The 20,123-nt window shown below is 60.6% G+C and carries 17 protein-coding genes; 10 read left to right on the top strand and 7 right to left on the bottom strand.

Annotated elements, in window-relative coordinates; genetic code table 11:
• The 6 genes from arnC to arnF are packed head-to-tail and all read left to right on the top strand — an operon-like array spanning position 1 to position 6,284.
• Positions 1-981, top strand: coding sequence for an undecaprenyl-phosphate 4-deoxy-4-formamido-L-arabinose transferase (gene arnC, locus G5154_RS12090; protein ID WP_421250901.1), 981 nt, complete (start codon positions 1-3; stop codon positions 979-981).
• Entirely contained in the window at positions 978-2,969 is a 1,992-nt protein-coding gene (gene arnA / locus G5154_RS12085; protein ID WP_421250902.1) for a bifunctional UDP-4-amino-4-deoxy-L-arabinose formyltransferase/UDP-glucuronic acid oxidase ArnA, read from the top strand. Before arnC ends, arnA begins: the two co-directional genes overlap by 4 nt.
• Positions 2,962-3,861 carry a 4-deoxy-4-formamido-L-arabinose-phosphoundecaprenol deformylase gene (arnD, locus tag G5154_RS12080; protein ID WP_421250903.1) on the top strand — a complete coding sequence of 300 codons (900 nt, stop codon included), beginning with the start codon at positions 2,962-2,964 and terminating at the stop codon, positions 3,859-3,861. The genes arnA and arnD overlap by 8 nt, the downstream gene beginning before the upstream one ends.
• Before the next feature lie 31 nt (positions 3,862-3,892).
• Positions 3,893-5,536 (top strand): lipid IV(A) 4-amino-4-deoxy-L-arabinosyltransferase, encoded by a 1,644-nt coding sequence (arnT, locus tag G5154_RS12075; RefSeq protein ID WP_288728582.1) that lies wholly within the window; start codon positions 3,893-3,895, stop codon positions 5,534-5,536.
• A complete protein-coding gene (locus G5154_RS12070; RefSeq protein WP_216979916.1) occupies positions 5,536-5,880 on the top strand; it encodes an EamA family transporter in 345 nt (114 codons plus the stop codon). The genes arnT and G5154_RS12070 overlap by 1 nt, the downstream gene beginning before the upstream one ends.
• Positions 5,877-6,284, top strand: a complete 408-nt coding sequence (arnF, locus tag G5154_RS12065) for a 4-amino-4-deoxy-L-arabinose-phosphoundecaprenol flippase subunit ArnF (protein WP_421250904.1) — start codon at positions 5,877-5,879, stop codon at positions 6,282-6,284. Before G5154_RS12070 ends, arnF begins: the two co-directional genes overlap by 4 nt.
• A 78-nt stretch (positions 6,285-6,362) precedes the next feature.
• On the opposite strand, the gene G5154_RS12060 is transcribed toward arnF, so the two are convergent.
• The 7 genes from G5154_RS12060 to yqhD form a co-directional block, all read right to left on the bottom strand.
• Positions 6,363-7,691, bottom strand: a complete 1,329-nt coding sequence (locus G5154_RS12060) for a CoA-disulfide reductase (RefSeq protein WP_421250905.1) — start codon at positions 7,689-7,691, stop codon at positions 6,363-6,365.
• Positions 7,692-7,789: 98 nt separating this feature from the next.
• Entirely contained in the window at positions 7,790-9,190 is a 1,401-nt protein-coding gene (locus G5154_RS12055) for an L-cystine transporter (RefSeq protein ID WP_005339766.1), read from the bottom strand.
• 133 nt (positions 9,191-9,323) lie between these two features.
• Complete coding sequence (locus G5154_RS12050) at positions 9,324-10,610, bottom strand: serine dehydratase subunit alpha family protein (RefSeq protein WP_421250906.1); 1,287 nt, start codon at positions 10,608-10,610, stop codon at positions 9,324-9,326.
• Between the two features lie 278 nt (positions 10,611-10,888).
• On the bottom strand, positions 10,889-11,668 hold the full coding sequence (locus tag G5154_RS12045; RefSeq protein WP_421250907.1) for a substrate-binding periplasmic protein: 780 nt from the start codon (positions 11,666-11,668) through the stop codon (positions 10,889-10,891).
• A gap of 98 nt (positions 11,669-11,766) precedes the next feature.
• Complete coding sequence (gene pntB, locus G5154_RS12040; RefSeq protein ID WP_236320159.1) at positions 11,767-13,251, bottom strand: Re/Si-specific NAD(P)(+) transhydrogenase subunit beta; 1,485 nt, start codon at positions 13,249-13,251, stop codon at positions 11,767-11,769.
• A gap of 11 nt (positions 13,252-13,262) precedes the next feature.
• On the bottom strand, positions 13,263-14,789 hold the full coding sequence (pntA, locus tag G5154_RS12035) for a Re/Si-specific NAD(P)(+) transhydrogenase subunit alpha (RefSeq protein WP_110304129.1): 1,527 nt from the start codon (positions 14,787-14,789) through the stop codon (positions 13,263-13,265).
• Between the two features lie 507 nt (positions 14,790-15,296).
• The gene (gene yqhD / locus G5154_RS12030) at positions 15,297-16,460 is read right to left on the bottom strand and encodes an alcohol dehydrogenase (RefSeq protein ID WP_005356302.1); all 1,164 of its coding nucleotides are present in this window, start codon (positions 16,458-16,460) and stop codon (positions 15,297-15,299) included.
• Positions 16,461-16,617: 157 nt separating this feature from the next.
• Between yqhD and G5154_RS12025 the strand changes: the two genes are divergently transcribed.
• The 4 genes from G5154_RS12025 to G5154_RS12010 all read left to right on the top strand — a co-directional run bounded on the left by G5154_RS12025 (position 16,618) and on the right by G5154_RS12010 (position 20,119).
• Positions 16,618-17,520 (top strand): AraC family transcriptional regulator, encoded by a 903-nt coding sequence (locus G5154_RS12025; RefSeq protein WP_421250908.1) that lies wholly within the window; start codon positions 16,618-16,620, stop codon positions 17,518-17,520.
• A gap of 17 nt (positions 17,521-17,537) precedes the next feature.
• The gene (locus tag G5154_RS12020; RefSeq protein WP_005356301.1) at positions 17,538-18,050 is read left to right on the top strand and encodes a lipocalin family protein; all 513 of its coding nucleotides are present in this window, start codon (positions 17,538-17,540) and stop codon (positions 18,048-18,050) included.
• 450 nt (positions 18,051-18,500) lie between these two features.
• Positions 18,501-19,196: a DUF969 domain-containing protein gene (locus tag G5154_RS12015; RefSeq protein WP_005341931.1), complete on the top strand. Its 696-nt coding sequence runs from the start codon at positions 18,501-18,503 to the stop codon at positions 19,194-19,196.
• Positions 19,196-20,119, top strand: coding sequence for a DUF979 domain-containing protein (locus G5154_RS12010; protein WP_421250909.1), 924 nt, complete (start codon positions 19,196-19,198; stop codon positions 20,117-20,119). Before G5154_RS12015 ends, G5154_RS12010 begins: the two co-directional genes overlap by 1 nt.
• Positions 20,120-20,123 lie beyond the last annotated feature (4 nt).

The following is a 20,123-nucleotide window of genomic DNA, read 5'->3' as shown; positions in this document are numbered from 1 at the left end:
GTGAACCATAACGACATCAAACGGGTCTCAGTCATCATCCCCATCTACAACGAGGAGGCGAGCCTGCCGGAACTGCTGCAACGGGTGACCGACACCTGCGAGCAGCTGAGCCAGGATTACGAAGTGATCCTGATCGACGACGGCAGCAATGACCGATCCGCCACCATCATCAGCGAAGCCGCCAATCGCGAAGGGAGCAAGCTGGTCGCCGTGCTGCTCAACCGCAACTATGGTCAGCATGCCGCCATCATGGCGGGCTTCGAGACGGCAACTGGGGATCTGGTGATCACTCTGGATGCGGATCTGCAGAACCCGCCGGAAGAGATCCCGCGGCTGGTCGCCACCGCCATGGAAGGGTATGACGTGGTCGGCACCATCCGCCGAAACCGGCAGGATTCATGGTTTCGCAAGACGGCCTCGCGCTTTATCAACAAGTCGGTACAAAAGGCGACCGGCGTCCAGATGAGCGACTACGGCTGCATGCTGCGCGCCTATCGCCGCCACATCATCGACGCCATGCTCTGCTGTCAGGAGCGCAGCACCTTCATCCCCATCCTGGCCAACAGCTTTGCCCGCCGTACCACAGAGCTGGAGGTGGGCCACGCCGAGCGGGCCCACGGCGAATCCAAATACGGCCTGATGCACCTTATCAACCTGATGTACGACCTGGTCACCTGCATGACCACGGCCCCGCTACGCCTGCTCAGCATCGTCGGCAGCGTGGTGGCGGGGATCGGCTTCATCTTCTCGATCCTGCTGCTGCTGCTGCGCCTGTTACTGGGTGCCGACTGGGCAGCAGATGGCGTCTTCACCCTGTTTGCCATTCTCTTCACCTTTGTCGGCGTACAGCTGATCGGGATGGGACTGCTGGGTGAGTACATAGGCCGAATGTATACCGATGTGCGCGCCCGTCCCCGCTACTTCATTCACCAAATCGTTCGCTCCACCCCGGATGCTTCGCAACAGGAAACTCAATCATGAACGTTGTCGTCTTTGCCTATCACGATATCGGCTGCACCGGTATCGAGTCCCTGCTTCAGGCCGGCTACCAGATCCAGGCGGTCTTTACCCATGCCGACGATCCGGGCGAGAACCGCTTCTTCGACTCGGTCGCCCAACTCTGTGCCGATCACGACCTGCCGGTCTTCTCTCCCGAAGATGTGAACCATCCGCTCTGGATTGAGCGCATTCGCGAGCTGGCACCGGAGGCCATCTTCTCCTTCTACTACCGCAACATGCTCAAGCAGGAGATCCTCGATATCCCAACCGTCGGGGCCTTCAACCTGCACGGCTCCCTGCTGCCAGCCTATCGCGGCCGCGCCCCCATCAACTGGTGTCTGGTCAACGGCGAGACCGAGACCGGCATGACCCTGCACCGGATGACGGCCCGTGCCGATGCCGGCGATATCCTTGCCCGGCAGGCAGTAACCATTGCCCACGATGACACCGCACTCACCCTGCATGGCAAGATGCGCCAGGCAGCCCGCGCCCTGCTCGAAGGGGAGCTGGTCAAACTCAAGCGCGGGGACGCCACCTTCACCCCGCAGGACGAGAGCAAGGCGAGCTACTATGGTCGCCGCACCCCGGCCGATGGCGAGCTGCGCTGGGATAAGCCCGCCAGCGATCTCTACAACCTGGTACGCGCCGTCACCCAACCCTACCCGGGCGCCTTCAGCTTCGCCGGTGATCGCAAGCTGACGGTCTGGCAGGCGAAGCCACTGGCGATCCAGAACGACCTGCAGCCAGGCACCATTCTCTCCCACGACCCGCTGCGCGTGGCTTGTGGTGAGGGGGTGCTGGAGATCCTGACCGGCCAGGCCGAAGGGGGGCTCTATGTACGCGGTGCCCAACTTGCCCGCGAACTGGGGCTGGTCGAAGGAATGAAGATCGGCGCCAAGGCGAGCAATGCCCTGCGCAAGGCGCGCCTGACCCGGGTGCTGATCCTCGGCGTCAACGGCTTTATCGGCAACCACCTGACCGAGCGTCTGCTCAAGGATGGCGGCTACGAAGTGTATGGCCTCGACATCGGCTCCAGCGCCGTGGATCGCTTCATCGGCCACCCCAACTTCCACTTCGTGGAGGGGGACATCAGCATTCATACCGAGTGGATCGAGTATCACATCAAGAAGTGCGACGTGATCCTGCCACTGGTGGCCATCGCCACCCCCATCGAGTACACCCGTAACCCGTTGCGGGTGTTCGAGCTCGATTTCGAGGAAAACCTCAAGATCGTCCGCTACTGCGTCAAGTACAACAAGCGCATCATCTTCCCCTCCACCTCCGAGGTGTACGGGATGTGTGACGATCACAGCTTCGACGAGGATGAATCCCGCCTCATCGTCGGCCCCATCAACAAGCAGCGCTGGATCTACTCCGTCTCCAAGCAGCTGCTGGATCGGGTCATCTGGGCCTACGGCAAGAAAGAGGGGCTCAACTTCACCCTGTTCCGCCCCTTCAACTGGATGGGGCCGCGCCTCGACAGTCTGGACTCCGCCCGCATCGGCAGCTCTCGCGCCATTACCCAGCTCATTCTCAATCTGGTGGACGGTACCCCGATCCAGCTGGTGGATGGCGGCGCCCAGAAGCGCTGCTTTACCGATATCGAGGATGGCATCGAAGCCCTGTTCCGCATCGTCGAGAACAAGGGCAATCGCTGCAACGGCCAGATCATCAACATCGGCAACCCGGATAACGAGGCGAGCATTCGCGAGATGGCAGAGGTACTGCTCGCCAAGTTCGATGCTCACCCGCTGCGCGACCACTTCCCGCCGTTCGCCGGCTTCAAGATGGTGGAGAGCAAGTCCTTCTACGGCGATGGCTATCAGGATGTCTCCCACCGTCGTCCGAGCATCCGCAATGCCCGCAAGCTGATCAATTGGGAACCGACCATCGAGATGGAGGAGACCATCGGCAAGACGCTGGACTTCTTTCTGCAAGGGGCTGTCACAACGGGAGTCGAACATGATTGAGGTGGGTCTGCGGATCGACGTCGATACCTTCAGGGGGACCCGTGACGGGGTGCCCCGCCTGCTGCAACTGCTCGACCGGCATCAGGTGAAGGGGAGTTTTTTCTTCTCGGTCGGTCCCGACAACATGGGGCGCCACCTGTGGCGCCTGCTCAAGCCCCGCTTCCTGCTCAAGATGCTGCGTTCCAACGCAGCATCTCTGTATGGGCTCGATATCCTGCTGGCTGGCACCGCCTGGCCAGGCAAATCCATCGGCAAGCAGCTCGGCTCCCTGATGCGCGACACCGACAGCGCCCGTCACGAGGTGGGGCTGCACGCCTGGGATCACCACGGCTGGCAGGCCAACACCGGTCGCTGGAACGAGGCCGAGCTGGTCCGCCAGACCAAGCTCGGGGTCGATGCCCTGAGCGACATTCTGGGGCGCGCGGTGGATTGCTCCGCCGCCGCTGGCTGGCGGGCCGATCCGCTCACCACCCAAGCCAAGGAGCAGTTCGGCTTTCGCTACAACAGTGACTGTCGCGGCTGCGGCTTGTTCCGCCCCATTCTGGAGGATGGGCGGCCCGGCACCCCGCAGATCCCGGTCAACCTGCCCACCTTTGACGAGGTGGTGGGGCATCAGGTGACGGTCGACGGTTTCAACCACTTCCTGCTGGAGCAGCTGACCGCGACACCGCAACCGGGCCCCCATGTCTACACCATCCACGCCGAGGTGGAGGGGATCGTCATGGCGGAGCAGTTCGATGCCCTGCTCGGCGAAGCCAAAGCGCGCGGTATCCGTTTCGTCCCCCTTGGCGAGCTGCTCCCGTCTGACCCGACTCAACTACCGACCGGTCACCTGCTGCGCGGCACCCTGCCGGGACGCGAAGGGTGGCTCGGCTGCAAGGCAGCCCCATGAACCAGCTCACCAGATTGCAACCGAGGATCTCATGAAGATGACCCGATGGGCCCTGCCCCTTTTCTTTCTGCTCTTTTACCTGCTGCCGCTCAACCAGCGGATGCTGTGGAGCCCGGACGAAAACCGTTACGCCGAGATCAGCCGTGAGATGGTCACCACGGGTGACTGGGTAGTGCCCCACTTCCTTGGCCTGCGCTACTTCGAGAAACCCATCGCCGGTTACTGGTTCAACAGCCTCAGCCAGCTGATGTTCGGCGAGAGCAACTTTGCCGTCCGATTCGCCTCGGCCGCCTCGACCGGGCTGAGCGCGTTGCTGGTCTTCTGGTTTACCCTCCAGCTCTGGCAGTGCCGGCGCAAGGCGTGGTTCGCCAGCCTCATCTATCTCTCGACCCTGATTGTCTACGGCATCGGCACCTACAGTGTGCTGGATGCCATGGTGACCCTCTGGCTCAACGCCGCCATGGTGAGCTTCTACCTCATCCGGCAGGAGGGGCCACCCGGTCGCAGGATGGCGGGCTATCTGCTATTTGGTCTCGCCTGCGGCATGGGCTTTCTCACCAAGGGGTTCATCGCGCTGGCGGTACCGGTGATCGTGCTGGTCCCATATATGCTGACCCGGGGACGCCTGCTCGAGCTGGTGCGCTTCGGGCCGCTGGCCATCCTGAGCGCCGCCCTGCTGGCCGCCCCCTGGGCCATCGCCATTCATCAGCGGGAGCCGGACTACTGGCACTACTTCTTCTGGATTGAGCACATCCAGCGTTTCGCCTCGGAAGATGCCCAACACAAATCCCCCTTCTGGTACTACCTGCCGATGGGACTGCTCGGCACCCTGCCCTGGCTGGGACTACTGCCGGGAGCATTGCGACAAGGGTGGCAGGAGCGCAAGGTAGGTCCGCAGACTCTCTATTTGCTGGCCTGGCTGGTACTGCCCTTCATCTTCTTCAGCATCGCCAAGGGCAAGCTGCTCACCTATATTCTGCCCTGCTTCGCCCCGCTGGCCATCCTGCTCGCCAACAGCGCGGTCAATGCCCTGAAGGAGGGACGGGATCAGCCATTTCGCCTCAACGCCTGGATCAACGGCCTGTTTGGCCTGATCTGCGTGGGAGTGCTGGCGGTACTGGCCTTCTCGCCGCAACATGCGGTCTACGGCCGCCACGAGATGGGCAAGCTGGCCATCGCCATGGCCATCTTCGTCGGCTGGTCGCTGCTTGGCTTTATCCAGCTGGTAGCCCCCGCCCGTAGCTGGCAGCTGAGTGCATTCTGTCCCATGGTGCTGGCCATCGCCCTGCCGCTGGCGCTGCCGTTATCGCTGGTGGACTCCAAACTGCCGGAGCACTTCATCAAGGCCAACCGGGAGATCCTGATGGAGTCCCACACCCTGCTGGCCAACGAGGTGGGTACCGCCTCCTCCATCGCCTGGGAGACCAAACGCAGCGAGGTCAACCTGCTCGATAGCATGGGTGAGCTGAGATATGGCCTTGACTATCCCGATGGCAAGGGGCGCTACATCACGCAAGAGGAGTTCCCGAACTGGCTGGCACAGGCACGCAAGAAGGGGCAGGTAGCCCTGTTGCTGCGCACCAATGATGACGAGGAGATCGCTGCGCTGCCTCCGGCAGACCAGACTATCCGCAGTCACCGCTTCACTCTGCTCGTCTACCACGGGAGTCGCTGATGGATATCCTGCTCCTCCTGCTGGTCAGCCTCCTCACCAGTGCGGGACAGATGCTGCAAAAGCAGGCGGTCATCAGCTGGCAACGCACACCGCACGACCACTGGCAGAAGCTCGCTTCCCCCTGGTTGCTGGGGAGCGTTGCAGCCCTTGGCAGCGGTATGCTGCTCTGGATCTACCTGCTACAGCGGCTGCCACTGAGCATGGCCTACCCCATGCTCAGCCTCAATCTGGTGCTGGTGATGCTCGGCTCGCGCCTCTTTTTCCGCGAGCCGGTGAGCAGCCGCAACTGGCTGGGGGCTGCCGCCATCATCGTCGGCGCCCTGTTGTTGGGAGGTCTGCTATGAAGGGTTATCTCTACGTACTGGGCAGCATAGTGCTGGTGACGGTGGCGCAACTCTGCATGAAGTGGGGGGCAATCAGCCTCCCTGAGTGGCAGGCCGATCCCGCCGTGATGCTGGCTCACCCCCTGCCGCTCCTCACCATCGCCATCGGCATCCTCTGCTACGGGCTGTCGCTGCTCTGCTGGCTGGCGGCGCTGCACTCAACGCCGCTCAATATCGCCTACCCGCTGCTCAGCACCAGTTACGGGCTGGTCTATCTGCTGGCGGTGAGCATGCCGGCCTTTGCCGAACCGCTGGTGGCAAGCAAGGCGGTAGGCGTTGCGCTTATCTTCTTCGGCGCAGTGCTGGTCGGCAGCAAACCTGCGGCAGGAAAGCCGGAGCGGCAGATGCCCCCTGCCGGTTCCTGACAAAGGGCAAGGTTAAGCGAAAAATGAGGCGGCACCCTGTGCCGCCTCTTGCCACTGTCAGGTTGGCCTGCCCCCCCTTTATTTGGCGACGTTACCCGCCACGTTCAGGGCATCCCAGGTGCGGGAGAAGGGGGGCGCGTAGGCAAAGTCCAGCATGCCGAGCTGCTCGGTGGTCACCCCCATGGTGATGGCAACCGCCAGCGCGTCGATGCGGTGGACCGCCCCCTTGCGACCGAGGATCTGACCCCCCAGCAGCCGCTTGCTGCCCGCCTCGTAGACCAGCTTGACGTGAATGTCTGACTGGCCCGGGCAGTAGTTGGTGTGGCACTTGTCCTTGATCACCACGGTGCGATAGTCGATGCCCATCGCCTTGGCTTCCTGCTCGGAGAGGCCGGTACGGCCCGCCTCCAACCCCAGTACCTTGAGCGCGGCAGAACCCAGAGTGCCCGGGAACTCTTGCTCTGCACCGGCCAGGTTCTCACCAACCATGCGGCCCAGCTTATTGGCGATGGTGGCGAGCGGCACATAGACCTGCTGCTGCTTCACGGCGTGCCAGACGCTGGCACAGTCGCCGGCCGACCAGACGTTGGCCAACGAGCTGCGTCCCTGCCGATCCACCTTGATGGCACCGTTGCCGAGCCGCTCGATGCCGGTATCAGCCAGAAACTCGGTGTTGGGCTTGACCCCGGTGCAGACCACCACGATATCGGCCTCGTACTCGCCCTGGCTGGTGCGTACACCGGTCACCCGACCATCCCCCAGCAGTGCTTCAACTCGCTCATCCAGATGAAGAGAGACCCCCTGCTCGCGCAGTTCGGTTTCGATGTGCTGGGTGATCTCGCCATCAAACGCATCGGGGATGACCCGATCCGCCAGCTCGATGAGACGCACCTCCTTGCCCTGATGGACCAGCGCCTCGACCACTTCCAGCCCGATAAAGCCGGAGCCAATCACCACGGCGCGGCGATTATTCTTGTCTTGCACCGCAGCTTTGAGCGCCAGCCCGTCGGCCATCCGGCGCAGACCGAATACCCCTTGCTGCTGCAGACCGGGGATGGGGGGCATCACTTCGCTGGCACCGGTGGCGATCATCAGCCGATCGTAGCGGTCGGTGAAGGTGTCGCCGTTGTGCTCCACCACCAGAGTCTGGGCAGCCGCATCGACGCTCAGCACCCGATGGCCAATCTTGACCTCGATCCCCTTGGCGGCGAACTGCTCGGGGGTGAACTCGGCCATGTAACCGGGCTCCTGAAACTCGTCACCGACGAAGTAAGGCAGGCCGCAGGCACCGAAAGAGATCACCTCGGACGCCTCATACACCACGATATCGGCATCTTTGGCCAGACGGCGCGCCTTGGCCGCCGCACTCATACCGGCGGCTTCGCCACCGATGATCAGAATTCTCATAGTTTTTCCTCTCAATGGCGCAGGGAGGGCATGCCCTCCCTGCGGTCTATGACGGGAAAGAGTCGCCCCTTTCCACGGGCAGATCAACCGACAGCAAATCAGACGGTGGACTCTTCGCCGTCCAGACTCACTTCGTGATCGCTGTTGAAGACATGCATGTCAGTCTCGCCCATCAGGCGGCTGGTCACCGTCCCTGCGGTGATGGAGCCGGAGACGTTGAGCGCGGTACGACCCATGTCGATCAGCGGCTCGATGGAGATGAGCAGCCCGGCCAGCGCCACCGGGAAGTCCAGCGCAGAGAGCACGATCAGCGCGGCAAAAGTGGCGCCACCGCCAATCCCGGCCACCCCGAAGGAGCTGACGGTGATGATGGCGATCAGGGTCATGATAAAGCCGGGATCCATCGGGTTGACCCCGACAGTCGGTGCAATCATCACAGCCAGCATCGCCGGATAGATACCGGCACAGCCGTTCTGGCCGATGGTGGAACCGAAGGAGGCAGCGAAGTTGGCGATCCCCTCAGGAATACCCAGCGACTTGGTCTGGGTCTGCACGTTCATCGGAATGGAGCCCGCACTGGTACGAGAGGTGAATGCAAACGCCAGCACCGGAGTGATCTTCTTGAGGAAGCGCAGCGGGTTGATGCCAACCATGCTCACCAGCAGCAGGTGCACGACAAACATGATGGCTATGGCGCCGTAAGAGGCCATCACAAAGCTGAGCAGGTTGAGAATATCCGCGTAGTTGGAACCGGAGACCACCTTGGTCATCAGCGCCAGTACGCCGAACGGGGTCAGGCGCAGCACCAGAGTCACCATCCGCATCACAATGGCGTGGGCCACGGCCACGAAGTGGCTGAAGCTGGCGAAAATCTCCGGCTTCTTGCGGGCGATGCCGGTGGCAGAGAGGCCGATGAAGATGGAGAAGATCACCACGGCGATGGTGGAGGTCTTGCGCGCGCCAGTCATGTCGAGGAAGGGGTTGGCCGGAATAAACTCAAGCATCATCTTGGCGAAAGACATGCTCTCGACGCTGCCGAGGGTGGTCTGCAGCGCGGCGCCCCTGGCGCTCTCGGCGGCACCGGAGGTGAGCCCTTCAGCGGTCAGGCCAAACAGGTTGGACATCAGGATGCCCGCCCCGGCGGCGATAGCGGTGGTGAAGATCAGCACGCCTATGGTCATGGCACTGATCTTGCCCAGCGCAGTGCCGCCATTGAGCTTCAAGATAGCGCTGATGATGGAGACCATGATGAGCGGGATGATGATCATCTGCAGCAGCTTCACATAGCCGCTACCCACAATATCCAGATAGTCGATGGTCTGAACAATGACGGACGAACCAGCACCGTAAAGCAGTTGCAACGCGGCGCCGAACAGAATACCGAGCCCCAGACCGGCAAATACCCGGCGGGTGAAGCTCACATGTTTTTCCTGTAACCGGTAGAGAAAGAACAGCAAGATGGCGGCGATGGCCAGATTGCCGATAACGCTAAATGTCATGGTATGACTCCCCAAAAAGCGGGCTTGCGCCCGAGAAACAAGAGCAAGCGCCATGCTTGCCCTGGCAACCGTGTCAGACGGTCTGCGCCGTCGTGACAAGAACAAGGGGGTCTATCGCCCCCTTGTCACAGATTCACTGCTTCTGCTGTTTCGCTCGCATGATGTTGATGATTTCGATGTCGGTATCCAGCATCCCCTCTTTGGAGAGGCGGCCCAGATTGGCGATGGTCTGGTCCACATCATCGGAAACGATCCCCTCGCTCTGGGGGACATGCAGGTTGTTGATGGCCATCAGCGAAGACTTTACCGCCGCCGAGGTGGAGGTGGAGACCTTCATGGAGCAGGCGCTGCCCGCGCCGTCGCAGATGATGCCGGAGACATCGCCAATCATGTTGTTGATGCAGTGGCTGATCTGCTGATACTGGCCGCCCAGCAGCCAAGTAATGGCGGCACCGGCACCCATGGCGGCGGTACTGGCGGCGCAGAGGGCCGACAGCTTGTTCTGATAGGTCTTGATGTAGATGGCCACCAGATGGCTCATCACCAGTGCCCGGGTCAGCTGCTCGTCGCTCGCCTTGAGGAAGCGGGCGGCCGCGACCACCGGCATGGTGGCGGCAATGCCCTGATTGCCAGAACCGGAGTTGGACATGGCGGGCAGCATGGCACCATCCATCCGCGCATCGGAGGCGGCGGAGGAGAGGCGCATCGCCAGCGTCATCAGGTCATCGGAGAGCAGCTTGCGCTCCACCTGTTCGGTGAGGATCTTGCCAATCTTCAGGCCGTAACCCTGCAACCCTTCATCTGCCAGCGCCTGATTCATGGTGGCGGCCTCGCGGATAAAGTCGATCTCCGCCAGCTGCACTTCCAATGCAAAATCGACGATCTCCCGCAGGGTCATGGTCGGTTTGGCGGATTTGGCTGGCTGGATCTGCACGCCGGGGGCACTGGCCTGCTCCATCAGAACCTCGCCATCCTTCTCCATCAGGATGATACGGGTGTGGTCGGTGCAGATCACCACCCGGGCACTGTGCCCTTCAACTTCGGCCAGAACCTCGGCGTAGAGCACGTCCGGCACATCCTTAACATCCACCTTGATCACCGGCAGCAGCGCCTTGGCCGCTTCCACCTGTTCTGGTGTGAGGGTCTTGAGCACCTCCAGCCCGGCATCGGGATTGCCCCCTGTGATGCCGACCGCAGCGGCCACCGGTAGACCGATCATGCCGGTGCCCGGTACCCCGACCCCCATGCCGTTCTTGAACAGATTGCCACTGACCCAGACGCTGATGCGGGTCGGGGTCTCCCCCAGCAGCTTGCGGCAGTTGGCCGCCGCCAGCGCCACCGACATCGGCTCGGTACAGCCCAGGGCGGGCACCACTTCACGCTTGAGCAGGGTAACAAAGTCGGTCCATTGTGGTTTCATCTGTGCATTCTCATCTTGGTAGTGCAATACCTGTCATCGCCACAGGCAACAGCATGGTAAAAAAGGGTGACACTGGGTCAGCATCAAGCAGGAACGCGTCGCCGTGGCGTCGCGAGAGAGGTGGCCGTCTGATGACAGCCCATACCAATCAACTTAATTTGATTTTAATATCAATAAAATCAAATTAAGTTGCGCAACATCGCTTTTTCAGCGCCATTATGCCCATCTTTTAACAAAGCGCGACAAATTGTGATGTAACGCACAGACGGAGGGGCTGCCTAGAGATGGTAGCGGGCCAGCAGCTGCTTGTAGGCGGGGGTCTGTTTGAACGCCTTGAGGGCAGAGGAGAAGCGGATAGCCAGCTGGTCGTGGCCGGGCTTGTGGGTAAACGCGAGGAAGTTGCGGTTGTCGTCGGTCAGCAGGCGCGAGCCATGGCTCACCTGATCCTGCAGCCCCTGGGTATGCAGCAAGTAGCGACCGACCCGCTCGTTGAGCACCACCCCGTCCAGCCGACCGGCCATCATCAGATGCAGCTGTTTGATGGCATTCCCCTCCCCCGTCATCGGCATCCGGATCACCCCGGGATCGGTCAGAAAATCGGGGCTGTAGGCATAATCTTCCTGAATACCTATCCGCAGCCCCTTGAGGTCGGAGAGCTGCCTGAAATCCACCGGACGAGCCGATGGATAGAAGAGCACTTCACCGCTGTAAGAGAGCGGCTCTTCGGGGTAGTGGAGCCAGTGCTGGCGGGAAGGTTCAAAGAAGACGTCGACTACCGCATCCCCCTGCTTGAGACGGGCCTGCTGCAGAACCCGCTTCCAGGGCAGCACCCTGATTTCAGTGCGATAACCCATCTGGCGCAACACGGTACAGGCCAGATCGAGATCGGCGCCAGCCAGCTCGCCATTGTCACCACGCATCACATAAGGGGGCCACAGCTCGGTCAGCAGCGTCAGAGTCGGCGGCTCGTTCGTCGCCACGGCCGAACCAGTACCAAACAGGGAGGCCAGCAGCCAGCCGTACAACCCGATCCTTCGCCAACCCTGACACCACATCATGGAGATCCCTCATGGTCCGTATGGATTGAGGATATACAAGGGATGAGCAATAAAAAAGGAGGCCGAAGCCTCCTTGATATTCACTCTCTGAGCGGCACTTACAGTGCTTTCAGGATTGCCTCGACGCTGGCCTTGGCATCGCCAAACAGCATCTGGGTATTTTCCTTGAAGAACAGCGGGTTCTGGACACCGGCGTAGCCAGTGTTCATGGAACGCTTGAAGCCGATGACATTCTGCGCTTTCCACACTTCCAGCACCGGCATACCGGCGATCGGGCTGCCCGGATCTTCCATCGCGGCCGGGTTGACGGTGTCGTTGGCACCAATCACCAGCACGGTATCGGTATCGGCGAAGTCGTCGTTGATCTCGTCCATTTCCAGCACGATGTCATACGGCACTTTCGCTTCCGCCAGCAGCACGTTCATGTGGCCAGGCAGACGACCGGCAACCGGGTGGATACCGAAACGCACCTTGACGCCACGATCACGCAGCTTCTGGGTGATTTCAGCCACCGGATACTGGGCCTGCGCCACCGCCATACCGTAGCCCGGGGTGATGATGACGGAGCTGGAGTTCTTCAGCAGGTCAGCAACTTCCTCGGCGCTGGTTTCGCGGTATTCGCCCATCTCCTGATCAGCCGTGGAGGCCACGCCATCGGAGCCGAAGCCACCGGCGATCACGGAGATGAAGGAGCGGTTCATCGCCTTGCACATGATGTAAGAGAGGATCGCACCGGAGGAACCTACCAGAGCACCGGTGACGATCAGCAGGTCGTTGGAGAGCATGAAGCCCGCCGCCGCAGCCGCCCAACCGGAGTAGGAGTTGAGCATGGAGACCACGACCGGCATGTCTGCGCCACCGATGGAGGCAACCAGATGCCAGCCGAAGGCGAAGGCGATCAGGGTCATCACCAGCAGGGCGAAGGTAGAGCCGCCCGCGTTGACGAAGTAGAGCATCAGCGCCAGCGAGGCGACCACGGCCAGCAGGTTCAGCTTGTGGCGGTGCGGCAGCATCAGCGGCTTGGAGGAGATGAGACCACGCAGTTTGCCGAAGGCAACCACGGAACCGGTGAAGGTCACGGCACCGATGAAGACGCCCAGGAAGATCTCGACCAGATGGATGTTCAGCATGGCGCCGGTCAGGTGCTCGACCTGGGCAACGCTGTTGGCCTGCTCGAACGCCGCACGGGCGGCTGCCAGAGTGGCATCCAGGTTGGAACCGACGGAGACGACCACCTCAGCAGGTGCAGAAGGGTGCAGATCGATGAAGCTGTTGAAGCCCACCAGCACCGCTGCCATACCCACGAAGCTGTGCAGCACGGCCACCAGCTCGGGCATCTCGGTCATCTCGACCTTGAGCGCCAGACGCACGCCGATGGCACCGCCGATCACCATGGCCAGGATGATCCAGTGAACACCACTGGTCTCCGGGTTGAATACGGTGGCGAGCAGGGCGATAGCCATACCCGCGATACCGAACAGGTTGCCATGCTTGGCCGTTTCTTGCTTCGACAGTCCCGCGAGACTGAGGATGAAGAGCACGGCGGCAACGATATAGGATGCTGTTACCAGTCCTTGAGACACGTTAAACCCCCTTAATCCTTACGGAACATCTTCAGCATGCGCTGAGTGACGGTGAAGCCGCCGAAGATGTTGATACTGGCAATCAGCACGGCGATGAACGCCAGCGCGGTAACCAGAGTCGACCCTTGCCCGATCTGCAGCAGGGCACCGACCACGATAATGCCGGAGATGGCATTGGTGACCGACATCAGCGGCGTATGCAGGGCGTGCGAGACGTTCCACACCACGTAGTAACCGACCACACAGGCCAGGATGAATACGGTGAAGTGGGAGAGGAAGGCTGCCGGGGCAACGGAGGCGATCCAGCCGAAGGCGGCGATACCGATGGCACCGAACACGAACTTCTTGTTGGAGGGCTTGGCCTCTTCCTTCTTGGCGGCCGGTTTGGCGGCGGCCGGTTTCTGCGGGGCGGCAGAGACGGAGATGGCGGGCGGCGGGAAGGTCACTTCACCGGCCTGGATCACCGTCATGTTGCGCTGAACCACGTCTTCGAAGTCGATAGCGACGTTGCCGTCCTTCTCCTTGCACATCAGCTTCATCAGGTTGACCAGGTTGGTACCGTAGAGCTGGGAGGATTGGGCAGGCAAACGACCCGGCAGATCGGTGTAACCGATCACCTTGACGCCGTTGTCGGTGACATGCAGTTCACCCGGAACCGTGTATTCACAGTTACCGCCAGCCTGAGCGGCCATGTCCACGATGACTGAGCCCGGCTTCATGCTGTCGACCATCTCTTTGGTGATCAGCTTGGGAGCCGGCTTGCCCGGGATCAGGGCGGTGGTGATGATGATGTCCACCTCTTTGGCCTGCTGGGCGAACAGCTCCATCTCGGCCTTGATGAACTCATCAGACATGACTTTGGCGTAACCATCACTGGATGCGCCGTCTTCGCCACCGAAGTCCAGCTTGAGGAATTCCCCACCCATGGATTCGATCTGCTCGGCCACTTCCAGACGGGTATCGAACGCACGCACGATGGCACCGAGGGAACCGGCCGTACCGATGGCAGCCAGACCGGCAACACCGGCACCAATCACCAGTACCTTGGCAGGCGGCACTTTACCGGCTGCGGTGATTTGACCGGTGAAGAAGCGACCAAACTGGTGCGCAGCTTCAACCACGGCGCGATAGCCACCGATGTTGGCCATGGAGGAGAGGGCATCGAGGGACTGGGCACGGGAGATCCGCGGCACCATATCCATCGCCATCACATTGATGTTGCGCTCGGACAGCTTCTTGACCAGCTCAGGGTTCTGGGCAGGCCAGATGAAGCTCACCAGAGTGGCGCCATCTTTAATTTGTGCGATCTCGGCATCGGTCGGCGCATTGACCTTGAAGATAAGGTCGGCTTGCCAGACATTCGGCACCACGCTGGCACCGGCAGCCTCGAAGGCGGCATCATCGAAGCTGGCCGACAGGCCTGCGCCGGTCTCGATGGCGACCTCGAAGCCGAGCTTTTTCAGCTGCTCGACGGTAGCCGGGGTCGCTGCGACCCGGGTCTCACCGGCGAGACTCTCTCTCGGTATTCCAATCTGCATGACTATTCCCTGATGGTTAATAAACAATCGCTGCCCAGTGTCTCACTTCTGACGAAACAAGACATGACCAAAGTGCAGGTCCAGGGCTCTTTGTTATGAAAATCAGTAGGCTTTACCTCAACCTCCTGTCATGGTCAGGCCCCCGCTTTTCAGGCGCGAAGGTGATTAGTATCAAATTTTGGAGTTTTATTACAACCGCAGTCCCGACGGCACTCGTACAGAATTCAGCCCATCCCTGGCTACGATTAAAAAAAACAAACCAAATTAGAGGCTTATACCAGTAAAAACGGCTGAAAAAAGTGATCCAACCAGTCAAAAAAAATGTTTTACCGGCCCTCTATCTTAGCGTTTTTTGTTCTTACGAAATCCGCTTTCGTCGCACTTCTCGCAGCGAAACGCCGAAAAGTAACATTTTCCCAACAAAAGCGGGGCCACTCTGCCGCCAGAAGGCGGGAGAGGGCCCCGACAATTCAATCGTTTCGCCCGTTTGGCACCGATTGGCGGCCCTTACCAGGCCGCTTCATAAATATGCTGGCTCTGCACCAGATCGATGTCGCTGTGCTCGCCCAGACGGGTCATGCCGTGCTCACCCAGCTTGCCGATCAGGGTGTCGATACCCAGATCTTTCAGACCGTAGTCACGCAGTCGGGTCTTGACCCCCATCCGCTCGAAGAAGTCGCGGGTCGCGGCGATGGCATCGTCGATGCGCTCCGCTTCGCTGCCGCTGTTCAGACCCCACACCCGCTCTGCGTATTGCAGCAGCTTGGCATGTTTCTGTTTGCGCTTGGCCTGCAGCAGGGCGGGCAGCACCACCGCCAGAGTCTGGGCGTGGTCGAGGCCGTGCAGGGCAGTCAGCTCGTGACCCAGCATGTGGGTGGCCCAATCCTGCGGCACACCGGCGCCGATCAGGCCGTTCAACGCCATGGTGGCGCTCCACATGATGTTGGCGCGCACCTCGTAGTTGTGCGGTTCGGCCAGCGCCTTGGGGCCCTCTTCGATCAAGGTCAGCAGCAAGCCTTCAGCGAAGCGATCCTGCACCTTGGCATTGACCGGATAGGTGAGGTACTGCTCCACTATGTGGACGAAAGCATCCACTACCCCGTTCGCCACCTGACGCTCGGGCAGGGTGTAGGTGAGCACCGGATCCAGCACGGCGAAGCGCGGCATCACGAACGGCGAAAAGAAGTGCACCTTGTCACCACTGCTGCGACGGGTGATGACGGCCCCCATGTTCATTTCGGAACCGGTCGCCGGCAGGGTCAGCACAGAACCAAGCGGGATGGCGGAACGCACTTCGCTGCCGACGGTCTCGAGAATGTGCCAGGGATCCTTGGCCAGATCGTAGTGCGCGGCAGCGGCGATAAACTTGGTGCCATCGAGCACGGAACCACCGCCAACGGCGAGCAGGAAGTCGACCCGCTCGGCACGGGCCAGCTCCACGGCGCCCATCAGGGTCTCGTAGGCCGGGTTCGGCTCGATGCCGCCAAATTCAAACAGGGTCATGCCAGCCAGCTCGTTGCGGATCTGTTCCAGCAGGCCGCTGCGTACCACGCTGCCGCCACCGTAGGTGATCATGACGCGGGCATCGCTCGGAAGCTGCTCGCGCAACTGGGCGATCTGCCCTTGGCCGAACAGGATTTTGGTCGGGGTATGGAGAGTAAAGTTGTTCATCGACATTGCCTTCTTCTGATAGTCAGGGCGGCCAGGCCGCGAAATCGTGATTGCATTTTTCTCCATAACCACCCTACCATCAAGACAACATTCTGCTTTATTCTTGCCTATTTCTACAAAGCAGCAAAAACCGGAACTATCGAATCAAAGAGCGCACATGCAAAACCGTTACAGCGACCTCGCAACCAGATTGACCCGCCACGTCACCGCCCCCGGCATCACCCCATCACCGGTGAAACAGGTCAACCTCATCTATACCACTGAGCACCATGGCCGCACCCCGGTGCTCTACCAACCGCGGATGATCGTTATCCTGCAGGGACACAAGGTGGGTTATCTGGCGGATCAAGTGTTTCGCTACGACCCCAACCACTATCTGCTGATGACCCTGCCGCTGCCCTGCGAGTGCGAGTGCTTCGCCTCCCCCGAGCAGCCGCTTATCGGTTTTACCATCGAGATCGATCTGGTAACCCTGCAAGAGCTGCTGCTGGAGCTGGGCGATGCCCTACCCGCCCCCGCGCCACAAAAGAGCGGCGTCCACTCGGTCCCCCTGTCGGAAACCATGTTTTGCGCCGCCGAGCGACTGATCGAGCTGATGGACAACCCGTTGCACGCCAGGGTGCTGGGGCCGCAGACGGTGCGGGAGATGCTGTTCCACGCCCTCACCGAGGGGGGAGGCCCGGCGCTGCAGGCGCTCGCCAATCGCCACAACCATGTGGGCCAGATCGCCCGGGTGCTGCGTATGATAGAGTCCCGTTATGCCGACAACCTCACCATGGAGGAGCTGGCGCGAGAGGTGAACATGAGCATCTCCGCCTTTCACCACCACTTCAAGGCGGTCACTGCCACCTCGCCGCTGCAGTACATCAAGTCGTTTCGCCTGCACAAGGCGCGGATGATGATGCTGCACGATGGCATCAAGGCGGGCACCGCGGCGGCCAGAGTCGGTTACGAGAGCAACTCCCAGTTCAGTCGGGAGTACAAGCGCTTCTTCGGCAGCACGCCGACGGATCAGGCCTCCCGCTTCCGGGATGGCCAGCTGCGCATCATCGAGGGATAACAAGAAAGGGATTACTTATGCGTTCACTGCTTTGCCTGTTCACCGCTTTACTGCTGACGGCCTGTACCGGGATTGCCGACGGCATTCGCCCCGTTACTGGCTTCCAGCTCGACCGTTATCTTGGCACCTGGTACGAAATCGCCCGCCTCGACCACAGCTTCGAACGGGGGCTGGAGCAGGTGAGCGCCACCTACAGCCTGCGGGACGATGGCGGCGTCAAGGTGCTCAACCGCGGCAAGCAGAGCGATGGCAGCTGGCGCGAAGCCGAGGGCAAGGCCTACTTCGTCGGCAACCCGGACGAGGCGCGGCTCAAGGTGAGTTTCTTCGGCCCCTTCTACGGCGGCTACAACGTCATCGACCTCGACCCCGATTACCAGCTCTCGCTGGTGACCAGCTACAACCACGACTACCTCTGGATCCTCTCCCGCTCACCCAACCCGCCCAAGGCGAAGGTGGATGCGCTGGTCGCCAAGGCGAAGTCGCTGGGCTTTGCCACCGACCAGCTGATTTGGGTCAAGCAGACCCCCTGAGACAGCACCGGTGGCGATGCCATCGCCACCGGTTCTCTCCGCCTTTCCCTCTCGAGTTCCTCAACCCTGCTCCGCACAACCACCGCCATACCCAGCCATTCGCTGACGGTTGCCAGATAGACATTGCGCAACAATCCCCATCACCCATCACCCATCACCCATCACCCATCACCCATCAATGGAAGAGAATAGCGATCATATTGTCAGCCCAATATTTATTGTCGCCAGGCTCCCCAAAATAATCTGAATGAATGATTAGGGGGCAACAAAATAGCCTGGACGGTGCAGGACTCACCATTTACCAACGAACGATAAACCGACAAAAAGCCCCAACAAGAAACCAATCGAATCCCTTTTTGGGGATTTTTTGTTGCCATCGCAGTAACCAGATGATAAACAGCTCGGCCACCCCAAAATGCATATAAATATTCACTTTAACGAGGTGATTAATTGGAATTTATTAAATTAAGCGGAATTCTTATTATTTTATTGGGATTTTATTTCAAACTCGACACTCTGGCCGTCGTACTGGTGGCCGCCGTCACCACGGCGCTGGTCTCCGGCCTATCCATGACCGATTGCCTCTCCCTGCTGGGTGAAGCCTTCGTCTCCAACCGCATGGTGACGCTGTTTCTGCTGACCCTGCCGATGATCGGCATCTGTGAACGCTACGGTCTGAAACAGCAGGCAGTCACCCTGATCGAGCGGATCAAGAAACTCACCCCGGGCAAGTTCATGACCCTCTATATGTTTATCCGCGAACTGGCCGGCCTCTTCTCGGTGCGGGTTCAGGGTCACACCCAGTTTATTCGTCCGCTGGTCAACCCTATGACTCAGGCTGCTGCTACCAAGGTGCACGGCAAATTAAGCGAAGAGGATGAGGAATATATCAAGGCGCGGGTTTCCGCCACCGAAAACTACGGCAACTTCTTTGCCCAGAATACCTTCGTCGCCTCAGCCGGGGTATTGCTGATCGTCGGTACATTTGAATCTCTTGGATATAGCGTCTCTGCCGTCGATATTGCCAAGGCATCCATGCCAATAGCCATTATTGCCCTGCTGATGGTGGCTATTTCCAATATGTGGTTTGACCGTCAGATGGCCAAGACATATACCGTGAGCAGCGACAAGGAGGGGCAACAATAATGGCGACCCTCATCCCCAACATGCTCGAATTCTTTTATGTGCTGATCGGCGTCATCCTGTTCAGCAGCGCCTGGCGCGTCCTGCGTGACCCCAGCCACCCGGCCAAGATCGGCACCGCCCTGTTCTGGACCATCCTGGGTGTGCTGTTCGCCTTCGGCAGCTATATCCCCAATGTCATCAATGGCGTGCTGATCCTCGCCATGGGGGCCATCACCCTGCTCAAGCAGGTGAAGATCGGCAAGCTGGAGCAGGCGAGCGAGGAGGAGTCCCAGCGCCACGCCAACCGCATCGGCAACCGGATCTTCCTCCCCTGCATCCTGCTGGCCGTGCTGGCGGTGGTGATCGCCCAGTTCACCCCCCTTGGCGGTCAGGTCGGTATCGGTCTGGCGGCGGTCATCGCCTTCGTCATCACGGTACTGCTGACCCGGGCCACCCCCTCCACCGTAGTGGGTGACTCCGACCGGATGATCCAGCAGGTCGGCATCACCGGCATTCTGCCGCAACTGCTGGCTGCGCTCGGGGTGATCTTCAACACATCCGGCGTCGGCGATGTCATCTCCCACGGGATCTCAACCGTAGTGCCGGTCGGCAGCCCCTTCGTCGGGGTGGTGGCCTACTGCCTCGGCATGATGGTCTTCACCATGATCATGGGCAACGCCTATGCCGCCTTCACCGTCATCACCGCCGGCATCGGCATCCCCTTCGTCATCGCCCAAGGCGGTGACCCGGTGTTAGCCGGTGCGCTGGCGATGACCGCCGGCTTCTGCGGCACCCTGATGACCCCCATGGCAGCCAACTTCAACGCCCTGCCCGCCGCCCTGCTGGAGATGAAGGATCTCAACAAGGTGATCAAGGTGCAGGTGCCGATGGCGCTGACGCTGGTGCTGATCCATATCGCCCTCATGTATTTCTGGGCATTCTGACCAT

Source organism: Aeromonas sp. 600527 (assembly GCF_049175415.1).
Taxonomy (GTDB): Bacteria; Pseudomonadota; Gammaproteobacteria; order Enterobacterales; family Aeromonadaceae; genus Aeromonas; species Aeromonas veronii_A.
The sequence above is the reverse complement of the archived record's forward strand: the minus strand, read 5'-3'. Positions and strand labels throughout refer to the sequence as shown.